The 18732-nt window shown below is 43.9% G+C and carries 21 protein-coding genes and 1 tRNA gene; 20 read left to right on the top strand and 2 right to left on the bottom strand.

Annotated elements, in window-relative coordinates; all coding sequences use genetic code 11:
- Positions 1–22 precede the first annotated feature (22 nt).
- Positions 23–523, top strand: a complete 501-nt coding sequence (locus QNO02_RS30180; protein WP_036671879.1) for a DUF4446 family protein — start codon at positions 23–25, stop codon at positions 521–523.
- Here QNO02_RS30180 and yyaC read toward each other — a convergent pair.
- A complete protein-coding gene (gene yyaC, locus QNO02_RS30175) occupies positions 498–1103 on the bottom strand; it encodes a spore protease YyaC (protein ID WP_036611957.1) in 606 nt (201 codons plus the stop codon). The two genes, QNO02_RS30180 and yyaC, sit on opposite strands and share 26 nt — an antisense overlap.
- 117 nt (positions 1104–1220) lie before the next feature.
- Between yyaC and QNO02_RS30170 the strand changes: the two genes are divergently transcribed.
- The 4 genes from QNO02_RS30170 to QNO02_RS30155 all read left to right on the top strand — a co-directional run bounded on the left by QNO02_RS30170 (position 1221) and on the right by QNO02_RS30155 (position 2830).
- Entirely contained in the window at positions 1221–1484 is a 264-nt protein-coding gene (locus tag QNO02_RS30170; protein WP_017691427.1) for a putative Se/S carrier protein, read from the top strand.
- A 14-nt stretch (positions 1485–1498) separates the two neighbouring features.
- Positions 1499–2437 carry a mechanosensitive ion channel family protein gene (locus tag QNO02_RS30165; RefSeq protein ID WP_289390792.1) on the top strand — a complete coding sequence of 313 codons (939 nt, stop codon included), beginning with the start codon at positions 1499–1501 and terminating at the stop codon, positions 2435–2437.
- A complete protein-coding gene (locus tag QNO02_RS30160; protein ID WP_036611950.1) occupies positions 2427–2636 on the top strand; it encodes a DUF951 domain-containing protein in 210 nt (69 codons plus the stop codon). Before QNO02_RS30165 ends, QNO02_RS30160 begins: the two co-directional genes overlap by 11 nt.
- A 103-nt stretch (positions 2637–2739) precedes the next feature.
- A tRNA-Ser gene (locus QNO02_RS30155) sits at positions 2740–2830 on the top strand.
- A 437-nt stretch (positions 2831–3267) separates the two neighbouring features.
- On the opposite strand, the gene QNO02_RS30150 is transcribed toward QNO02_RS30155, so the two are convergent.
- Positions 3268–3462 (bottom strand): YjzC family protein, encoded by a 195-nt coding sequence (locus QNO02_RS30150; protein WP_036671877.1) that lies wholly within the window; start codon positions 3460–3462, stop codon positions 3268–3270.
- 202 nt (positions 3463–3664) lie between these two features.
- Here QNO02_RS30150 and rpsF point away from each other — a divergent pair, with 202 nt between their 5' ends.
- From rpsF to QNO02_RS30075, 15 genes are all read left to right on the top strand, one after another.
- Positions 3665–3958 carry a 30S ribosomal protein S6 gene (rpsF, locus tag QNO02_RS30145; protein WP_036611944.1) on the top strand — a complete coding sequence of 98 codons (294 nt, stop codon included), beginning with the start codon at positions 3665–3667 and terminating at the stop codon, positions 3956–3958.
- Between the two features lie 48 nt (positions 3959–4006).
- Positions 4007–4492 (top strand): single-stranded DNA-binding protein, encoded by a 486-nt coding sequence (gene ssb / locus QNO02_RS30140; protein WP_017691432.1) that lies wholly within the window; start codon positions 4007–4009, stop codon positions 4490–4492.
- A 56-nt stretch (positions 4493–4548) separates the two neighbouring features.
- Positions 4549–4821 (top strand): 30S ribosomal protein S18, encoded by a 273-nt coding sequence (gene rpsR / locus QNO02_RS30135; RefSeq protein WP_017691433.1) that lies wholly within the window; start codon positions 4549–4551, stop codon positions 4819–4821.
- A 228-nt stretch (positions 4822–5049) separates the two neighbouring features.
- Positions 5050–5643: a M15 family metallopeptidase gene (locus tag QNO02_RS30130; protein ID WP_289390791.1), complete on the top strand. Its 594-nt coding sequence runs from the start codon at positions 5050–5052 to the stop codon at positions 5641–5643.
- Between the two features lie 727 nt (positions 5644–6370).
- Positions 6371–7360 carry an ABC transporter ATP-binding protein gene (locus QNO02_RS30125; RefSeq protein WP_289390790.1) on the top strand — a complete coding sequence of 330 codons (990 nt, stop codon included), beginning with the start codon at positions 6371–6373 and terminating at the stop codon, positions 7358–7360.
- Between the two features lie 14 nt (positions 7361–7374).
- Positions 7375–8307 carry an ABC transporter ATP-binding protein gene (locus QNO02_RS30120; RefSeq protein ID WP_074092894.1) on the top strand — a complete coding sequence of 311 codons (933 nt, stop codon included), beginning with the start codon at positions 7375–7377 and terminating at the stop codon, positions 8305–8307.
- 7 nt (positions 8308–8314) lie between these two features.
- Entirely contained in the window at positions 8315–9277 is a 963-nt protein-coding gene (gene opp4B, locus QNO02_RS30115) for an oligopeptide ABC transporter permease (protein ID WP_221820232.1), read from the top strand.
- A 29-nt stretch (positions 9278–9306) separates the two neighbouring features.
- Entirely contained in the window at positions 9307–10212 is a 906-nt protein-coding gene (locus QNO02_RS30110) for an ABC transporter permease (RefSeq protein WP_036611941.1), read from the top strand.
- Between the two features lie 19 nt (positions 10213–10231).
- Positions 10232–12058, top strand: coding sequence for an oligopeptide ABC transporter substrate-binding protein (locus tag QNO02_RS30105; protein ID WP_289390789.1), 1827 nt, complete (start codon positions 10232–10234; stop codon positions 12056–12058).
- Between the two features lie 251 nt (positions 12059–12309).
- The gene (locus QNO02_RS30100; RefSeq protein ID WP_091035257.1) at positions 12310–13200 is read left to right on the top strand and encodes a D-alanyl-D-alanine carboxypeptidase family protein; all 891 of its coding nucleotides are present in this window, start codon (positions 12310–12312) and stop codon (positions 13198–13200) included.
- 339 nt (positions 13201–13539) lie between these two features.
- The gene (locus QNO02_RS30095; protein ID WP_289390788.1) at positions 13540–15129 is read left to right on the top strand and encodes an MFS transporter; all 1590 of its coding nucleotides are present in this window, start codon (positions 13540–13542) and stop codon (positions 15127–15129) included.
- A 470-nt stretch (positions 15130–15599) separates the two neighbouring features.
- Positions 15600–16631, top strand: a complete 1032-nt coding sequence (locus QNO02_RS30090; RefSeq protein ID WP_289390787.1) for an LCP family protein — start codon at positions 15600–15602, stop codon at positions 16629–16631.
- Between the two features lie 184 nt (positions 16632–16815).
- Positions 16816–17241: a CBS domain-containing protein gene (locus QNO02_RS30085; RefSeq protein ID WP_091035263.1), complete on the top strand. Its 426-nt coding sequence runs from the start codon at positions 16816–16818 to the stop codon at positions 17239–17241.
- Positions 17242–17505: 264 nt separating this feature from the next.
- Entirely contained in the window at positions 17506–17808 is a 303-nt protein-coding gene (locus tag QNO02_RS30080; RefSeq protein ID WP_036611930.1) for a MazG-like family protein, read from the top strand.
- Between the two features lie 5 nt (positions 17809–17813).
- On the top strand, positions 17814–18725 hold the full coding sequence (locus QNO02_RS30075; protein ID WP_289390786.1) for a DUF2232 domain-containing protein: 912 nt from the start codon (positions 17814–17816) through the stop codon (positions 18723–18725).
- The last annotated feature ends 7 nt before the right edge of the window (positions 18726–18732 follow it).

Genomic DNA, 18732 nt, shown 5'->3' with positions numbered 1-18732 from the left:
ATAGAGGGGTAGTTGCAATTACATGGCTGAATTAAACGAGCTGATTCTGGAGCAGCTGTTATGGATTATTGGCGGAATGGCATTACTTACGGTGATCTTGCTGATTGTGAGTATTGTTCAAGGGGCAAAGTTACGAAAGTTTAAACGTAAATATGAAGCCATGATGGCTGGCAGTGGAGTAGAGGACCTGGAATCGTTGCTGATTAATCTGAAAATTCAGATGGACAGCATTGAGGATGAACACAAACTGCAAACGAATCAGCTGCAAGTTGTCATGCAAAAGCTGACCCGCATTCAAGGTAAAGTTGGCGTGAAAAGATACAATGCTTATGGAGAGCGTGGCAGTGATCTGAGCTTCTCAATGGCCATGATTAATGATAGCCAGGATGGCATGATCCTTACGGGGATATATAACCGTGACGGTTCTTACGTATATGCCAAACCTCTTAAAGGGGGAGAGTCCACGTATACTCTGTCCCCAGAGGAAAAGGAAGCTATTACTCTGGCACAGCAAGCAGAGTAGAACGTGTATGCCATTCCCGAATGGCCGAGTACAGACTGCTGGATATAATCTCGGACATGCGCATAACAAGACTGAGCCGTGTGTTCTGTAGAACAAAGTATTCCATAAAGCCGCCGACGTTAACGATACCTGTCAGATGGATATCGCCGACCGGCGGTAATTCTTTATTTACCCCCGCACCCGGCTTGAGTGGACCATTTACAACTTGAATGCATCCCACACTGGATGATTGTCCGAGACAGGCATCAATGCCAATCACATAAGGGTTATGGTGTGTTTTCTGTATGTTGTGGAGTGTATCTTGCAGGTTCATCGCATGGACTGGTTCATCCAAGGTACCATATAGATGGAATAAAGGGCTGTCCCACTTGGAAAGGGCTGATCCGACCAGAGGACCAAGGCAGTCGCCTGTTGAGCGATCTGTGCCGATGCAGACAATCACTACATTTTGCAGAGAATGGGCTTTATAGAGATGGAACATTAAACGATGGGTAATGGCCGAGTGAATACCTGGATCGGTATGGGGGATTTTCAAACTGGTCATGTCTTGTGATGAAAAGGAACGCGAAGTAGGATTCATAGGATCTATCCTTTCCCTTGGAATAGTAGTAACAGTATATGGAAAGGTAGAGCGTTTTATACTTCACGAGGACAAGCTTTTTCTCTAGGGTTGGACGTATGGCGAAAGGAGACGAACATGGACGAATGGATTAACGATTGGATGCTGATTGCATTTGATTCAACCCAGCAGGCACTGCGTGCTGAAATGCTGCTGGAGTTTGCCGAGATAGAAATTGATTTGTTCCCTACGCCAAAAGAAATTACAGCAGGGTGTGCGCTATGTATCCAGTTTCCAAAAGAGGATCTGGAGCGAGTGCAAAAGATCATTCGTAACGAGTTCGTAGAGATCCGAGGCCTCTATTTCAAAACAGAAGACAGCTATGATAACATACCGATGTAGAGGAGGCATGATGAATGTTGTCATTTCAGTTTGCTCAAGGGGATGAGACCGGTGCTGCTGGTGCTGTAAATGAAGCCCTTCGTTGGACGGATAAAGTCTGGAACAAAATTGCAGATCCGGATATGTGGCTTAACATTATGTTCAGCTCAATTCGGATTATCATTATTTTTATCATCACCCGTATTGTCATTAAGGTGGTATATCGGATTATAGATCGTTCCATGGAACGCAAGCAGGAAGGCAAGATTCGCGTGAATCCGCGCAGATTCGTAACCGTAGGGGAACTGTTGAAAAATGCGACCTCCATAACATGTAATTTTATTATGATTCTGCTACTGTTATCTGAGATCAATATCCAAGTTGGGCCGCTACTCGCGAGTGCCGGTGTGCTCGGGCTTGCCATTGGTTTCGGTGCACAGGGTTTGGTCAAGGATGTTATTACGGGTTTCTTCATTATATTGGAGGATCAATTCGCTGTGGGGGATGTTATTCAGACGGGAACCTACAAGGGAACGGTTGAGGTGATTGGTCTTAGAACTACCAAACTGGTCAGCTGGCAAGGTGAGGTGCACATTATCCCGAACGGGGCGATTGCAAGTGTAACGAACTACTCCATGTCAAATTCGCTGGCTGTAGTGGATATTCCGATGAAGGCGGACTTGAGTCTCGATGAGTCTGTACACCTGGTGAAGAAGTCTTTGGTTGGGATTGAAGAGCGTGATCTAAATATTGTGAAGGTACCGGATGTACTCGGTATACAGTCGATGTCTACGTCAGAGTATGTGGTTCGAATTGTAGCCGAATGTATGCCTAACTCTCGTGCGTCTGTGGAACGTCAGATTCAGGGCGATGTGAAGAAAACGCTGGAGTATCATGAGATGAGTCATCAAGCAGCATTGGAACAGGCAGTAGCTTTGGAGAAAGATGAGGGGGATGGCACAGGTGGAGCGTAAAAGTTTCCAGCTTGGGGATATCGTGCAGATGAAGAAGCAGCATCCCTGTGGCAGCAATGAGATGGAGATCATTCGTATGGGTATGGATATTCGGATCAAGTGTGTCGGATGTAAACATAGCGTGTTGATTCCAAGAGCGAAATTTGAGAAAAACATGAAGAAGGTATTGCGCTCAGCCGAAGATTCCACTGAATCCTGATCTTGCAATAATTCGGTATGCAGTACGCGTAATAACGTTTACATGTAGGCTCCGTAGGAGTATTGCGTTCTGTAAATGATCATGCTATAATCAATATTGCTGCGGAAAGGTACCCAAGAGGCCCAAGGGGGCTGACTCGAAATCAGTTAGGCGTGTCACAGCGTGCGTGGGTTCGAATCCCACCCTTTCCGCCACTTCAATTGTAACTTACTCAATACACATTGAGCTTAATAAAAAGATCGATAAGAAGACTTTCCATTAGGAAAGTCTTTTTTTGTATAACGTTTTATTGAACATGTATTGAACATGTAGCCATATCAAAGGCATCATTAATGACCAAAACAAAAAATAAAGAGCCCCTAAGGGCTCTTTATCCGGCGGTGCATTTGTTTGTTAGGAAACAATCGGTCGTAACAATCAGAAACTTGGTGTACTGCACGTAGCAATACGCGTGCTTCAGACGAAGGGCCTTACAACACATAACCACTTGCTTCTTAGATTACGTGATGAATCTCCAACAGCGAATGATCGGCTTCGTTGTCCAACGGAACCACACCTCTCTCGTGCACCGCCTGATTGTATTATGTGCTTTATTTCGTTTTATATACATGGATCGTAAAAAGTATTGCGATTAATGGACGCGGGCTTTGGTCAGTTTCTTCCACTTGCGATTATGATTGCTTGTTTCGGGAAAAGCTTCACCTTTTTGCAGCGTTACCCGCTTAGGGTTCTGAATTTCCGTGACAAAGCTTTTTTCCCCAACTTCCGTGTACTCTCCATCGTTTGGGGCTTTGTCTCCTGGTTCAAACTCGGTTTTTTCACCCATGATAAAACCTCCTCTGCAGATTATGTTACTTTGTTGCTTCTGTAGTGTGCTCCATAGCCGGGCTGATCATGTGCCAATATGTACAGGGAACGTTTGCTTGCACTTTAACTCGGTATTTGTTATATTAATATAGTTCGAGTTTGTGCTCGTTCCTTGCTCTCAACCTAGATTGAGGGCCAGAGTCCATAAGGAGGTGAAAATTATGCGCAAATATGAAGTGATGTACATTATTCGTCCTGACATTGAGCAAGAAGTTGTTCAAGCTACAGTCGATAAATTCCAAGGCATCATCTCCAACGGCGGTGGTGAAGTTACAGCTCACGACGTTATGGGTAAACGCCGTCTTGCGTATGAGATCAAGAAATTCCGTGATGGTTTTTATGTTCTGGTACATTTCACTGCTGAACCAGCAGTTGTAACTGAACTTGAGCGTCTCATGAAGATTTCTGACGAAGTAATTCGTTATCTCATTACCAACGACGTTAAGTCTGCTTAAGACTACTCGTGATTAACGCACCAATACGCTCTGAAGGAGGGGATTACATTGTTGAACCGTGTCATTCTGATCGGCCGGTTAACCCGGGATCCTGAGTTGCGTTACACTCCAGCAGGAGTGGCAGTTACGCAATTTACTTTGGCAGTGGACAGACCGTTTACAAGCCAAGGGGGAGAAAAGGAAGCCGATTTCATTCCGGTCGTAACCTGGAGACAGCTTGCCGAGACCTGTGCGAACTACTTGCGCAAAGGACGCCTGGCTGCAGTCGAAGGACGCATTCAAGTACGGAACTACGAGAATAACGAAGGAAAACGTGTATACGTGACCGAAGTCATTGCCGATAATGTCCGTTTCTTGGAGTCAGCTAACCGTGATAATAGCGGTGGCGGCGGTGGGCAACCAATGCGTGAAGAGCCTTCTTATGGAGGCGGCGGACGCGCGAACAATAACAATAATTCGCGTAGCAACAATCAGGATCCTTTTTCCGATGACGGAAAACCGATTGATATATCGGATGATGATTTGCCATTTTAACATGAACTGATACTCTTAGGAGATATGGGTTACATGATAGGAAAGGACTGAAAAGCATGGGCTTCAAGCAAAGAGAAGGCGGAGACAACGATAAAAGACCGGCACGTCGTGGCGGCCGTAATAAACGTCGTAAAGTGTGCTTCTTCACAGCTAACAAAATTACTCACATCGATTATAAAGATACGGACTTGCTTCGTAAATTTATCAGCGAACGTGGAAAAATTTTGCCACGCCGTGTAACAGGTACTAGCGCTAAATATCAACGCATGCTGACGATTGCAATCAAACGCTCCCGTCAAATCGCATTATTGCCATACACAACTGAGTAGTTTTTACTCAGCTTGCATACGAAGCAGTCGGCTTATAGCCGGCTGCTTTTTTGTATATATCAATAGAAGTAATAGAAATAATAGATTCACTCTAACAAATGGAAGAATTCAATACTATGGTGATAGAAGCATTCAAGGCTCAAATGAATTATAATAGAGTCTAATCTACTGAAAAGGTTCAGGCAGCAGGAATAGCTGTTTATTTCAGAATAAACACCAGGAGTGGATATGAATACATCAAAACGTAAAGGCAAACAGAGAAAAAAGAGCAGTCTGAAAACCTGGATTATAGCTACTCTTTTACTTTCCATTATATATGTATGGTTACAGCAAAAAGGTGATATAGATAACATGTGGCCCGGGACAACAATCCAAGAAGCTCTGCCAATTACCGGCCTACATCCTGTGGTAGCAGAGAATGAGAGTTTATTGGTACGTAAGGCAGCCAGACGTGGAATAGAGATTATCATCACCCACGGCTATCGAAGTTCCGAGGAACAAGATGCACTATTCAACCAAGGACGCTCAAGCGCAGGCAATATCGTTACTAATGCACGTGGTGGTGAGTCATATCATAACTACGGATTAGCAATTGATTTTGCACTGAGGACGCCTGACGGTGATGTGGTGTGGGATATGGAACGTGATGATAACGGGAATGGCAAGGCAGACTGGATGGAAGTTGTGGATCTCGCCAAAGAGTTAGGTTTCACTTGGGGGGGAGACTGGGCAAACTTTCCGGACTATCCTCACTTGCAGATGGATTTTGGCTTGAGTATCAATGAGTTAAAACGTGGTAAAAGACCTCCTGATTCTCAGTAAAGAGTATTTTATATACATTTAAATGAATAATTATTAGATAAGCTCTGCATTTTGCAGGGCTTTTTTCTTTCTTTTGTAAAATAAATGATAAAAGATGACAATTTGGTCTTTACATTAGCAAATAAATAAAACTATACTAGATTAACTAGATTTTTTACTTTGCTCGCACAGATTATTTCATTTGTAAGCATAATGGCTCCGATTAAATAAAATTCAGCTATAGATCGAGATATAATCACCACTCATATATGTAACATTTACCTCACGCAAAATTAAGAATGTCTACTTAAATTAAAACATACACATACACTAGATGTAACCACTATGTTATGTATATGTTATTTTGACCAATTGCCTATGTCCACCTCCCAGCCAAAAACAAGATAACACCTCTCAAAATCCCTGCTATATGCCTTTATAGTATTACTAATATCCAAATCTGTAGTATAAAAAACATTTATACCAAAAATCTCAAAATAAGCATTGACGTTAGCTAAAATTACACGTATGATTACATTAATTATTTTGATATATAATTCCGCTAGGAATTATCAACATTAATTGACCAATGGTCTAAATATAAGTCTCTTAAACTTGTTTCTCCTAACAATTTGGTATTTTGTATAAGCTATTGTTCGTTATCTTCAAGAACTTGGAAATATACAGTGGATGCATTCCTCTACACACGAATACAATCTACGGAAATTATGGGGTTAGGGTGATTGATTTGAATACAGAGCTATTGGAAGTCAGAAATCTAACAACATCATTCAGAATTGAAGATGACTATTATGCAGCAGTGGATCACGTTAACCTTACGGTGAAGAAAAATGAAGTGTTGGCGATTGTAGGTGAATCCGGGTCAGGTAAAAGTGCTTTTGCATTCTCTCTTATGGGTTTGCATAACAAAGCAAAAATCGAAGGCCAGATTCTCTATAAAGGACAAGATATTGCCAACATCTCCCCAAGCAAGTTGAACAAGCTACGCGGCAAAGAAATGGGTATGATTTTTCAGGACCCATTGTCCGCACTAAATCCTCTAATGATTATTGGTGAACAGATTGAAGAGATTCTCACACTTCATCAGTCCAAGCTGTCTTCCAGAGAGAAGAGAGAAAAGGTCATTCACTTATTGAATCAGGTAGGGATTCCACGTCCCGAACAAATATACAAGCAGTATCCCCACGAATTATCTGGTGGTATGAGACAGAGAATTGTTATCGCCATTGCGATTGCCAACAAACCGGAACTACTTATAGCCGATGAACCAACGACGGCGCTTGACGTTACGATTCAACTACAGATTCTGGAGCTGATCCGTGATCTGAAGAATGAAATTAACGCAGGCATTATTCTGATTACACATGATCTGGGTGTCGTAGCTGAGATGGCTGATCGCGTTGCAGTTATGTATGCAGGCGAAATTGTTGAGATCGCAGATATCTTCACATTGATGAACGATGCGAAGCATCCATATACCCGCTCACTGTTGAATTCTATTCCCACCCTGTCTGAAGAAAGATCCAAATTGCATGTCATCCAAGGTATTGTACCATCGCTCAAAAATCTTCCTCGCAAAGGGTGCAGATTCAAAGCCCGAATTCCATGGATTACTGAATCGGCTCATGAAGAGAACCCACAGATGCATGAAATTGCACCAGGTCACTTTGTACGGTGTACCTGTTACCAGCACTTTCATTTCCCTGACCAAAGCTGAGGAGGAATAACATAATGGCATTACTCGAAGTAGAAGGGCTCAAGATACACTTTCCGATTCGCGGTGGATTGCTTAAACGGGAAATTGGCAGTGTAAAGGCTGTTGATGATGTTAGTTTCTCCATTGAACAAGGGCAGACCTATGGTCTGGTTGGCGAATCAGGTTCAGGTAAGACAACAACAGGCAGAGCCATTATTGGGCTAAACCATGTCACTGACGGAAAGATACTGTTTAACGGCAAAAATCTGGCTACGGAGCGACGTAAGAACAGGCAGCTCCAACGGGATGTACAAATGATTTTTCAAGACCCATATTCATCACTGAATCCAAAGAAGCGGGTTATCGATATTATCGCTGAGCCGTTTCGTAACTATGAGCGTCTGACAGCTACTGAGGAGAAAAGACAAGTAAGAGAATTACTTGAAAAGGTTGGCTTGAGTCCGGAATCAATCTATAAATATCCGCATGAATTCTCCGGCGGACAGCGTCAACGGATTGGCATTGCACGGGCTATTGCACTGAAGCCGAAGCTAATTATCGCGGATGAACCTGTATCTGCACTCGATGTATCGGTACAGGCCCAGGTACTCAACTTCATGCAGGAAATTCAAAAAGAATTAAATCTGACCTATCTGTTCATCAGTCACGATCTGGGCATCATCCGTCATATGTGTGATCAGATTGGAATTATGTATAAAGGTCGATATGTGGAACAGGGCACAACAAATGATATTTTTGAGAATCCACAACACATCTATACCAAACGTCTCATTGCAGCCATTCCGGATATGGACCCAACCAAACGAGAGGAAATGGTAGCCTTCCGTCAACAGGTCAAATCCGAGTATGAACATTCATACCGAAATTTCTTTGATGAGGAAGGGCTTGCATACTCGCTCAAATCCATTTCCGATACTCACCGAGTAGCTCTACCTCAGAAAGGTTGAAGGCCATATGTGGAAAACGATAGTACGCAGAATTATCATAATGATCCCTCAGATCTTTTTACTAAGTCTTTTGGTCTTTCTGATGGCCAAGGCCATGCCGGGCGACGCGCTAACCGGATTGCTTGATCCAAGCGTTGATCCCAAAGCATTGGAAGCCCAGCGAGAGAGACTGGGATTGAATAATCCCTGGTACGTGCAATATTGGGACTGGATCAAAAACGCCGTCCAAGGTGATTTTGGACAATCCTTCCGTTTCAAAATGCCGGTTACCGACTTGATCGGTCAGCGTGTAGCAAATACATTCTGGCTGGCACTGGCGACACTTGTACTGACTTACCTGATCGCTATTCCGCTGGGTATCATCAGTGGTCGTTACAACGATACCTGGTCTGATCGGTTGATCACGGGATACACCTACCTGGGCTTTGCCGCACCATTGTTCATTTTCGCACTGGTGATGGTATGGATCTTCGGATTTCACTTCGGCTGGTTCCCGACAGGAGGTAGCGTTGCGCCAGGACTTACACCAGGCACATTCAGCTACATAATGAGTAAGTTCTATCATCTATTATTGCCGGCACTATCCATGGCACTGATTACTACGGTATCAACGGTTCAATATTTGCGTAGTGAAATCATTGATATCAAGCATAAGGAATTTGTTATTACTGCCAGAGCCAAAGGTGCCTCGGAATCCCGGATATACAACAGGCATATCTTGAGGAATTCACTATTACCTATCGCCGCGTTCTTTGGATATGAGATCACAGGACTTATCGGAGGTACGGTATTTATTGAAAGTATATTCAGTTATCCAGGTATGGGGCAGTTGTTCCTGAGTTCCATCTCATTGCGTGACTTCAGCGTTGTGACTGCACTCGTATTGTTGTATGGCGTAGCTTCCATTCTCGGGGCATTGCTGTCTGACATAATTCTAGGAATTGTAGATCCACGTATACGGATCAAGTAAGAACTTGAAGATTTCGGGGTGAAAACAAGATGAGCAAGGCCAACGAGGTAGTTGTAACTTCACAAAAGGTTGATAAAAGCCCCTCCAGCTTGAGTATTTTATGGAGGGAGCTTGTCAGAGATAAGGTGGCACTAATCTCGCTCATTTTCTTGGGCTTGGTCATGTTGCTAGTATATGGCACGTCTCTCATTCTGAATCAGGATGATATCGTACGCGTGGATCTGTTTGCCTTATATGAACCACCATCCGCGAAATATTGGTTAGGAACGGACTATGGAGGTCGCGATGTATTTGGCCAGCTGGTCATCGGTACACGTAACTCCCTGACCATTGGAATTATCGTAACGTTAATGACTGGCTTCATAGGTATCTTAATTGGCCTTTTATCCGGTTATTTCGGTGGAATGATAGACAACCTGTTTATGCGTGTTGTTGATTTCTTCATGATCCTTCCGATGTTGATGATTGTTATCGCGTTTGTTACCGCAGTACCGAAATACAATATCATCTCGTTCTCTCTAATCATGACGGCATTTCTTTGGATGGGTATCGCCAGATTGATTCGCTCCAAAGCATTACAGGAACGGGAACTGGATTATGTAAAAGCTTCAAAAACATTGGGCTCTTCTCATCTGAAGATTATGCTCTCACAGGTTCTTCCAAATCTGAGCTCCATTATCATCGTAACGATGACCTTAAATCTCGCTGCCAACATTGGCCTCGAATCAGGGTTATCTTTCCTTGGATTTGGTTTTCCGGAAAGTACGCCTAGTCTTGGAACACTCGTAAGTTATGCACGTAATCCGCAAACCCTGGAATCCAGATGGTGGATATGGCTACCCGCATCGGTACTGATTCTGGTATTGATGTTGAGTATAAATAATGTCGGTCAAGCCCTAAAGCGTGCGACTGATGCAAGACAAAGAAGAGGTTAAAAAAAGGGAGGAAAGGTTCATGAAAAAGGGATTATTTTCACGGGGACTATTTTTCACGATGATGTTGGTCTTTGTATTGGTGCTCGCAGCGTGCTCTGAGAAAGAAGCAGCTACTCCAGCTCCAGCTTCCAACACAGAAGAGGGAAAAACGGAGGAAAAACCTGCTAATGAAGAGGGCGTTTACTCCATTGAAGACTTCAACAATGTCAAAACGAATGAGGGTACTGCGATCGAGGGTGGATCGATTACATTCGGACTTGTATCGGATACTGCTTTTGAAGGTACACTGAACTACAATTTCTATTCCGGTAATCCGGATGTACAGGTTCTTCAATGGTTCGATGAAGGCTTGCTGACTTGGGATAAAGACTATGTGTATACCAACGATGGTGCGGCAACGTATGAGACATCTGAAGATGGCAAAACGTTCACACTGACCATTCGTGACAATGTGAACTGGCATGATGGTAAGCCAGTAACGGCTGAAGATCTGCAATTTGCTTATGAAGTAATCGGTAGTAAAGGCTATGATGGTCCTCGTTACGACTCCAACTTCACTAGTGTAGTAGGTATGGACGAGTATCATGCTGGAAAAGCAAAAACAATCTCTGGTATTAAAGTGCTGAGCGACAAACAAATCAGCATTACGTATAAAGAATCTACTCCGTCCCTGCTGACAGGTGGCGTATGGACGTATCCACTGGCTAAACATATCTTCGGAGATATGGATGTAGCAAAAATGTCTTCTTCCAAAGAAGTACGTGAAAAACCAATTGGTTTTGGTCCATTTAAAGTGGATGTCATCACTCCGGGTGAGTCTGTAACTTATGTTAAGAACGAAGACTACTGGCGTGGAGCTCCTAAACTGGACAAAGTGACTCTGAAAGTTATCAACCCGACAACGGTTGTTCAAGAACTGAAATCTGGCGGGGTAGACCTCGTGGATGCATTCCCGACAGATCAATACAAAGATAATGCTAACCTGTCCAATGTAGAATTCCTGGGCGCAATCGATCGTGCTTATACGTACATCGGTTTCAAACTGGGTACGTGGGATGAAGAGAACGGAAAAGTTGTAAGCAATGCCGAAGCAAAAATGGGCGACAAAAACTTGCGTAAAGCAATGTGGATGGCTGTAGATAACGATCAAGTAGGTAAACGTTTCTATAATGGCCTCCGTTGGAATGCAACAACCCTGATTCCACCATCTCACCCAGAATTCCATGATTCCAACAATCCGGGTGTAGCATATGATCCAGAAGCAGCGAAAGCATTGCTCGACGAAGCTGGTTACAAACTGGATGGTGAATTCCGTACGAATCCGGATGGAACACCACTCGAAATCAACTTTGTATCCATGACAGGTGGCGACACAGCTGAACCATTGGCTCGTTATTATGTTCAATCATGGGCAGCTATTGGTTTGAAAGTAAACCTGGAAATGGTTGAGTTCAACAGCTTCTATGACCGTGTAGGTAACACAGGTAAAGATGATCCAAACATTGATGTGTATCAAGCCGCATGGGGCGTTGGTATTGACGTAGATCCATCTGGTCTGTATGGTCGTGATGCACTCTACAACTTCTCCAGATTCTCCAGCGAAGAGAATGACAAATTGCTGGCACAAGGTATCTCTGCTGAAGCATTCGATGTAGACAAGCGTAAAGAGATCTACAATCAATGGCAGCAATACATGGTAGATGAAGTGCCTGTATTCCCTACACTGTATCGTGCAGTTGTAGCGCCAGTTAACAAACGTGTAATGAACTATGCGATTGGTGATGGAACAGGCGTTTACCTGAGCGACCTGCAAGTTAATGCAGACAAAGCAGTTGTAGCTCAGTAAAACATTCTTAAATTAGCAGCTGTAAGGATTGGGGTCCTTTAAGAAGCCGGTTGCTAGATTATAATGAAGAAATCTCCTGGGAAATTGAAAAAAGTGTCTTTAAAAACATGGATTCTGTACACTCTGGCATGGGTGTATGGGGTTCATGTTTTTTTTGTAACCAAAAAATAAAAAAAATTTAACTTTTTTTCAAAAAAGTGCAGACAAAATGCCTCTTTACTTCGTCTATATAGGTAAGAGGTGATCATCTTATGAAAAAATGGTGGAAACGGGCAGGAATGCTGCTGGCTCTGCTGCTCATTATATATTTGGGTGTGAAACCGGACATGCTGGTAGGCAAACCGGGAATTAAAGCTGAATCTGCGGTATTAATGGATATGAACTCTGAACAGATCTTAATGGACTTTAACGGCTCCGAGGAGATCGCTCCGGCAGGCGTCAGTAAGTTGATGACAGAATTACTTGTGATGGAGGCTGTGATCAATGGTGATATAAGCTGGAATGATCTTGTGAATGTGAGTCTATATGCTAGCTCCGTTGGGGGCAGTCAATTGACCCTGAAACAGGGAGAGCAATTCACCGTTCAGGAGTTGTTTGAGATCGTAGCTGTCTATTCAGCCAATGATGCAACTGTTGCTTTGGCTGAACATATCAGTGGTACAGAGCAGAAGTTCGTTCAACAGATGAATCAGAAGGCAACTCAGATTGGACTTTCTGAGGATACACAATTCACGAATTCAACGGGCCTCAGTGAAAAGCTGCTTGGTCCTAACCGTCCGATGGATATACAAGGGCAGACCTTAATGACGGCTATAGATGCATGCAAGCTTGCGCGATATCTGCTGAATAACCATCCCGAGATTTTAAGAATCTCCAGTCAAATGCAAGTATCAATGCACCAAAAAGGGATGTACATGAGTAACACGAACTGGATGTTGTCCTCCATTGGTGGGCCGTATGCTTATGATGGAAATGACGGATTGAAGACAGGGTATGATGAAGATTCCGGATATCATTTTGTGGGGACAGCTGAACGTGATGGCAAAAGACTGATATCAGTTGTATTTGGAACAGATACTCGTGAAGGGCGTTTTGTGGAGACTCGGAAGTTGTTCAACTATGGGTTTTCGGGCTCAAAATGAGAGGGCGTACATAGGCATCATCAAAGAGACCTTCAGGGCGCCATTGATCCACGTGTCAAACAAACCGAGTCAGACCAGATTATTGAAGCATTACGCAAGCGTTAGTACGTTAGATAAGATATGAGGGCTGTCCGCAGGTTCGACTGAACCTATGGCAGCTCTATTTTATCGAATAAGAGGAAAAATTTGATCCTTACAACCATATTATTAAATTGACATATGGTTTTCTTTTGTTTTAAAATGACCAGTGAGTCATTATTATTCAATTCGGTTTAATATATATGTACCAAACCAACTGTACGATACTGAATTTACGATCTGATCGGGAGGTAACATGTGATGCAAAAACAAATGAAATGGCCGCTAATCCTGTTTGCCATAGGGGTATTTATGGCGGCGCTGGATAACGGGATCATCACCTCTTCACTGACCACCTTAAATGCATCATTTGGTGTGTCGCCAACGTGGGGGGCATGGACGATTACGCTCTACACGCTGGGGCTTGCAGTGAGTGTTCCTATTGCCGGCAAACTGTCGGACCGTTATGGTCGCAAGAAACTATTTTTGATTGAAGTGGCGTTGTTTGGGATCGGGTCCCTGCTCGTCGCGCTGAGCACATCGTTTACCTTTTTCCTGATTGCTCGTGTCATTCAAGCTTTGGGCGGCGGGGGGATCTTTATCATTGCCAGCTCATACGTATTAAGCAAGTTCCCGGCGGAGCGTCAGGGTACAGCTTTGGGTCTGCTCGGAGGTATGAATGGTGTTGCCGCTATTTTGGGACCCAATGTCGGTGCTTTTATACTGGATCTTACTGGCAACTGGCATTGGTTATTTCTGATCAATGTACCTATCGCTATTCTGCTATTCATAGCAGGTATTCGATTCATTCAGGAAGAGCAGGAACTGAATCGTGCAGCAGTGGACTGGAGCGGTATTGCTGTCCTAACGTTGGGTGTACTCAGTTTAATGTATAGCTTCAGCAATCTGGACGGTGTGAACATGCTTCAAAGCCTGGGATCACCGATGTTCTACGGCTTTTTCTTGGCAGGTGTGATCATTCTGGTGCTCTTTTACTTCATGGAAAAAAGGCTGGAAGGATCTGAACGTGAACCTGTTGTATCGACACAGCTTCTGGGCATTGCGTCCTTTCGCTGGACGCTGTTAATTGCCTTTTTCTCCGGAGCCATTCTGGCCTCGGTGATCTTTATTCCCGGATTTGTTGAGCAATATCTCGGCGTATCCAATACAGCTTCCGGGTACTGGTTTACTCCGCTTGCGCTGGCATCCGGCATCGGGGCAGGTGGAGGTGGATACCTCGTTGACCGCAAAGGTCCAATCTGGACGTTATCGGTTGCGGGGCTGCTATCTGCGATTGGATTCCTGCTGTTCCCGCTATGGGTGGAGCATATCTGGCAATTTGTCATCGCGAGTACGCTCGTAGGTATCGGCTTCGGCATGATGCTTGGTGCGCCAGTTAACGTACTTGTCACAGAACAGGCAGGGGAGAACAACAAAGGCATCGCGGTAGCGACCAGCTCGTTATTCCGCCAGATGGCGATGGCTATTGCACCTACCATTTTTGCCGGATTCCTGGCACGTTCTTTCATTAATCTGGGGTCCAACATTCAGGCAGGATTCGCTGACAAAGGAATTCAGGTGCCGCCCGAGATGCTGGAGCAATATGCGTCAGGTGGAGCTTCAGGGAGTGATGTCTCCAGTCTGACAGAGGGCCTGTCCCAGATTCCTGATGAAGGTATCCGTGATGTGTTGCTCCAGGCAGTGCATCAAACGACAGGGCAGGGTTATAATGGCCTTTTCTGGTCTGCGGTGGTATTCAGTGTGCTTACGCTGGTAGCTGCGCTTATAACGGGACGTCTGCGTCAAAAAGAGAAGAGCCAACATGTGGAAAGTGTGTCCACGAACGGATAGGATCGCATGTGAAAATGAAGAGAACAGTGTACCTTTTGAAACTAAAAAGGAGTCGCTGTTCTTTTCAATTTAACCGGATTGTAACTTTTCTTGCTCCTGCAATGATTACAATAGAACGAGCGTAAGCGGTGTCTTGATTCCAGAGAGAGAAAACTTCAGTGAACACCGAGTCACAAGGCATCCCAGACGTTTAATTGGTATTATATAAGTTGAACGAATCGTTACACTTCATCACTGCGAGTTCAGAATAACCTTCCGATCGCTGTTATCCCCAGATTTTTTGATTTCCTTTCCAAAGGTAAAAATCCGGTGATAAAGGCGAAGCGTGTGCTTTCGATGCAGCTTTCTTTCAGAAAGCTTTTAGCTACACTTCTTCAGGTTTTTTCTGACCTCTCCGTTATTAGTGTAAATATTAGATGAAACTTATATAGTAGGCAGTATCATTTTGACAGTGAAGAAGGAATCAATGGATGAAAAGCAGAACTAAAGATAAGAAGAAAAGAAGAAAAGGCCTATATATAACGCTCGTTTCACTTGTTGTTTTGTTAATCGGAGGTTATTTGTTCCGTCAGCAACTGGCTGTAGCGGCATTTGATCTGTTTCTCGCCGGTTCGGTAGAAGATCAGTTATCCCGTTCTTATGTACCGCAAGAAGGCAACAATACGCCTGATCCAACGGTATATCGTAAGGAACCTTTCTCCGTGTTACTGCTGGGTTCGGACAAACGAGCCTATGAGAAGACGCGCGGACGTTCGGATACGGTTATCTATGCTGTAGTACGTCCCAAGGAATCCCGCGTGCTTCTGGTATCCATTCCACGTGATACGTATGTGCAGATTGTGGGACGGGATGCTAACAAGGACGGCGTAGATGATTATGATAAGCTGGCGCATGCCTATGCTTTTGGTGGGGAGAATATGTCCATCAATACCGTGGAGAAATTTCTTGATGCTGATGTGGGTTACTATGCAACGATCAACTTCGACGGAATCAAAAAAGTGGTTGATGCGCTTGGTGGTGTAAAACTGCCAATTGATGAGGACATTGTAAACAAGAACCCGGATCATGTGCAATTCACGATTGAAGGCGGTAAGCCGATCTATGACGGGCAGGAAGCACTGTATTATGTAAGATATCGTGAGGATAGCGATTTTAATCGTACCAAGCGGCAGCAGATTTTCCTGAACGCGATGGCGAATGAGATGCTGAATTTGAATCAAATCGCCAAAATCCCGGAATTGATTCAGATCATGGGAGACAGCTTCCAGACGGATATGCGAGCTTCTTTCATTATTGATCTGGCTAAACAAGTGCTTACTCAGGAGAAACCGCAGATTTCAAGCTTCACCATTCTGGGTGAGGGGATGAAAAAAGACGGTATCTATTATGGTCAGGCTGACGAGAAAGATGTCCAATATGCCAAAGAGCTGATTAACAACTGGATGGATCAATCGACCCCAGCCGGTGAAGTAATGATCCCTGACCGGCAAAAGATTGAATAACCAATTCCATACCAATGATGTGTTGTAGACCACAATCAGCAGTACGTTTATTCGCGGGCTGCTGTTTTTTTTCTTTGTAGTGAGAACTATTATCCTTTTGGAACATCCTGCGTTCTGATCCGTATAATATAAGTTGAGCGAGATAAGTTGAACGAAGAAATTCACAAGGAGGATACACAAGGGTATGAACATCGCATTTTTTTTGCTACCCAAACAAGAGGTTACGTGCGTGACGTCGGATTCTACGCTGCGGCAAACGTTGGAACGGATGGAATATCATCGTTTTACAGCGGTACCCATTTTGAATAAAGAGGGCAAATATATTGGTACGGTTACCGAAGGCGACTTACTGTGGTATATGAAGAATGCCGAGGGAAAGATTTCATTTGAAAACGCTTCAAAGTTCTTGCTCAAGGACGTTCCCCTTCGCTTGGATATTAAACCCGTATCCATTGATGCCAACATGGAGGACCTGATTAATCTGGCTAAAGTTCAGAACTTTGTTCCTGTGGTCGATGATATGGATCGGTTCATTGGTATTGTCAGACGGAGTCAGATTATTGAGTACTGCGAGGGCATTGTAGCCAAAGAATCGATCAAGGCTAAGTAAGGATGTTACGAATTTAAACATTATTGTGTCATTAGGGATAATCACAGCCGTCCGGTATCATGTTAAACTTAAGAAGTCCTGAACCAAGGGCGCATTCGAAGTTTTTTACATTTATATAGGTCGATAGGATGTACGGAGGACTCCGCATAAGTACCTGACATCAGTTTCGGAGAACTTCTCCGCTTTTTGGGGTAATTTTGCGGGCCCTCTTTTTATGCTATAATCGAGAATAAAGCTTTTTCGGGGGAGAGTGACTTTCGCCAAATGCCTAAAGAACTGGATGTAGCCAAACGCGCTAAAGTGATTGAATGGCTGAAAACCGAAGTGCTTGATCAGGTATCCCGATTATTCAAGGCGTTATGGGAAGGCAGTACAACTCGAATCGGGGACAGTCTTGCCAGTTTGATTATGAGTAGTTACATATTGGGCCGCAGGCTCGGTATTCCTTTCAAGGATCTGGATGCACTGCTAGTTGAGAAGTTGAAAAAGCATAAACAGGAAGGTCACCAGCTTGAAGACTGGTACCAGGATATTTCCTCGCTAGAAGATCATATGCGTAAGAGGTGAATTTGTTGAAATTTAGCTTTAAATCAGCTGTTTGGAGCGCAGTTTATCTGCTCTTGCTACTTTCGCTGTTAACTCCTTTATCGGTACTTGCCATATTTTTTATGATGATTCCGGGAGTTATTTTGTATGCTTCATTATCTTTAAAATCATTTATATGGCATCTCGTGCCCGTAGCCGTTATTTTGGTCGTATTCCACCCCATCTATCTGCTACTACTGCTCATCTTTACCCTGCCTGCGATCGTTATGGGTCACGCGTATAAAACACGCAAATCGGCCCTGTTTGCCCTGATGGCGGGAAGTGGCATGATGTTGGCAGAATACTTGTTGTTGCTCTTGGTCGGCAGTGTCATTTTCCAATTCGACCTGTCCAGTTATATTGAAGATGTGGTCAAATTGACCATTGAACCGTTAACCAATACATCGAATCAGATGATCAACGGGTTTGCATGGACACCTGAGATGACCGAGGATGTTGCCAAACAAACACAGCTTATGATTCCGTTTGCTCTCGTTGTTACATCGATGGTAATGGCCTTTATTACACACGCCATTGCTCGTCCGATTCTGAACGTGATGGGTATGGTGGTATCGAAACTTCCACCAGCGAGAGAATGGCGTATGCCGCGTGCGTTGATCTGGTATTATTTCCTCGCACTGTTGATTGAAGTGATCTCCAGACAAAGTGATGGAACATACTGGACTATGATTGCCATGAATCTGTCGCCGTTAATCAATCTGGGCTTCATGATTCAAGCGATCGGTTTCTTCTTCTTTCTCTCACATACAAAGAAATGGAATCCGGTTATACCATATTTCCTGGCGGCTGCGGTCTTCTTCATTGGTCCGCTTCGGATTATCGGAATTATCGATCTGGCGTTCCCGCTTCGTGAGGCAATATCGAAATCAAAACGATAGGGTGATG

Source organism: Paenibacillus sp. PK1-4R, from assembly GCF_030369595.1.
Taxonomy (GTDB): domain Bacteria; phylum Bacillota; class Bacilli; order Paenibacillales; family Paenibacillaceae; genus Paenibacillus.
This window is presented reverse-complemented; position numbering and strand designations above follow the sequence as displayed.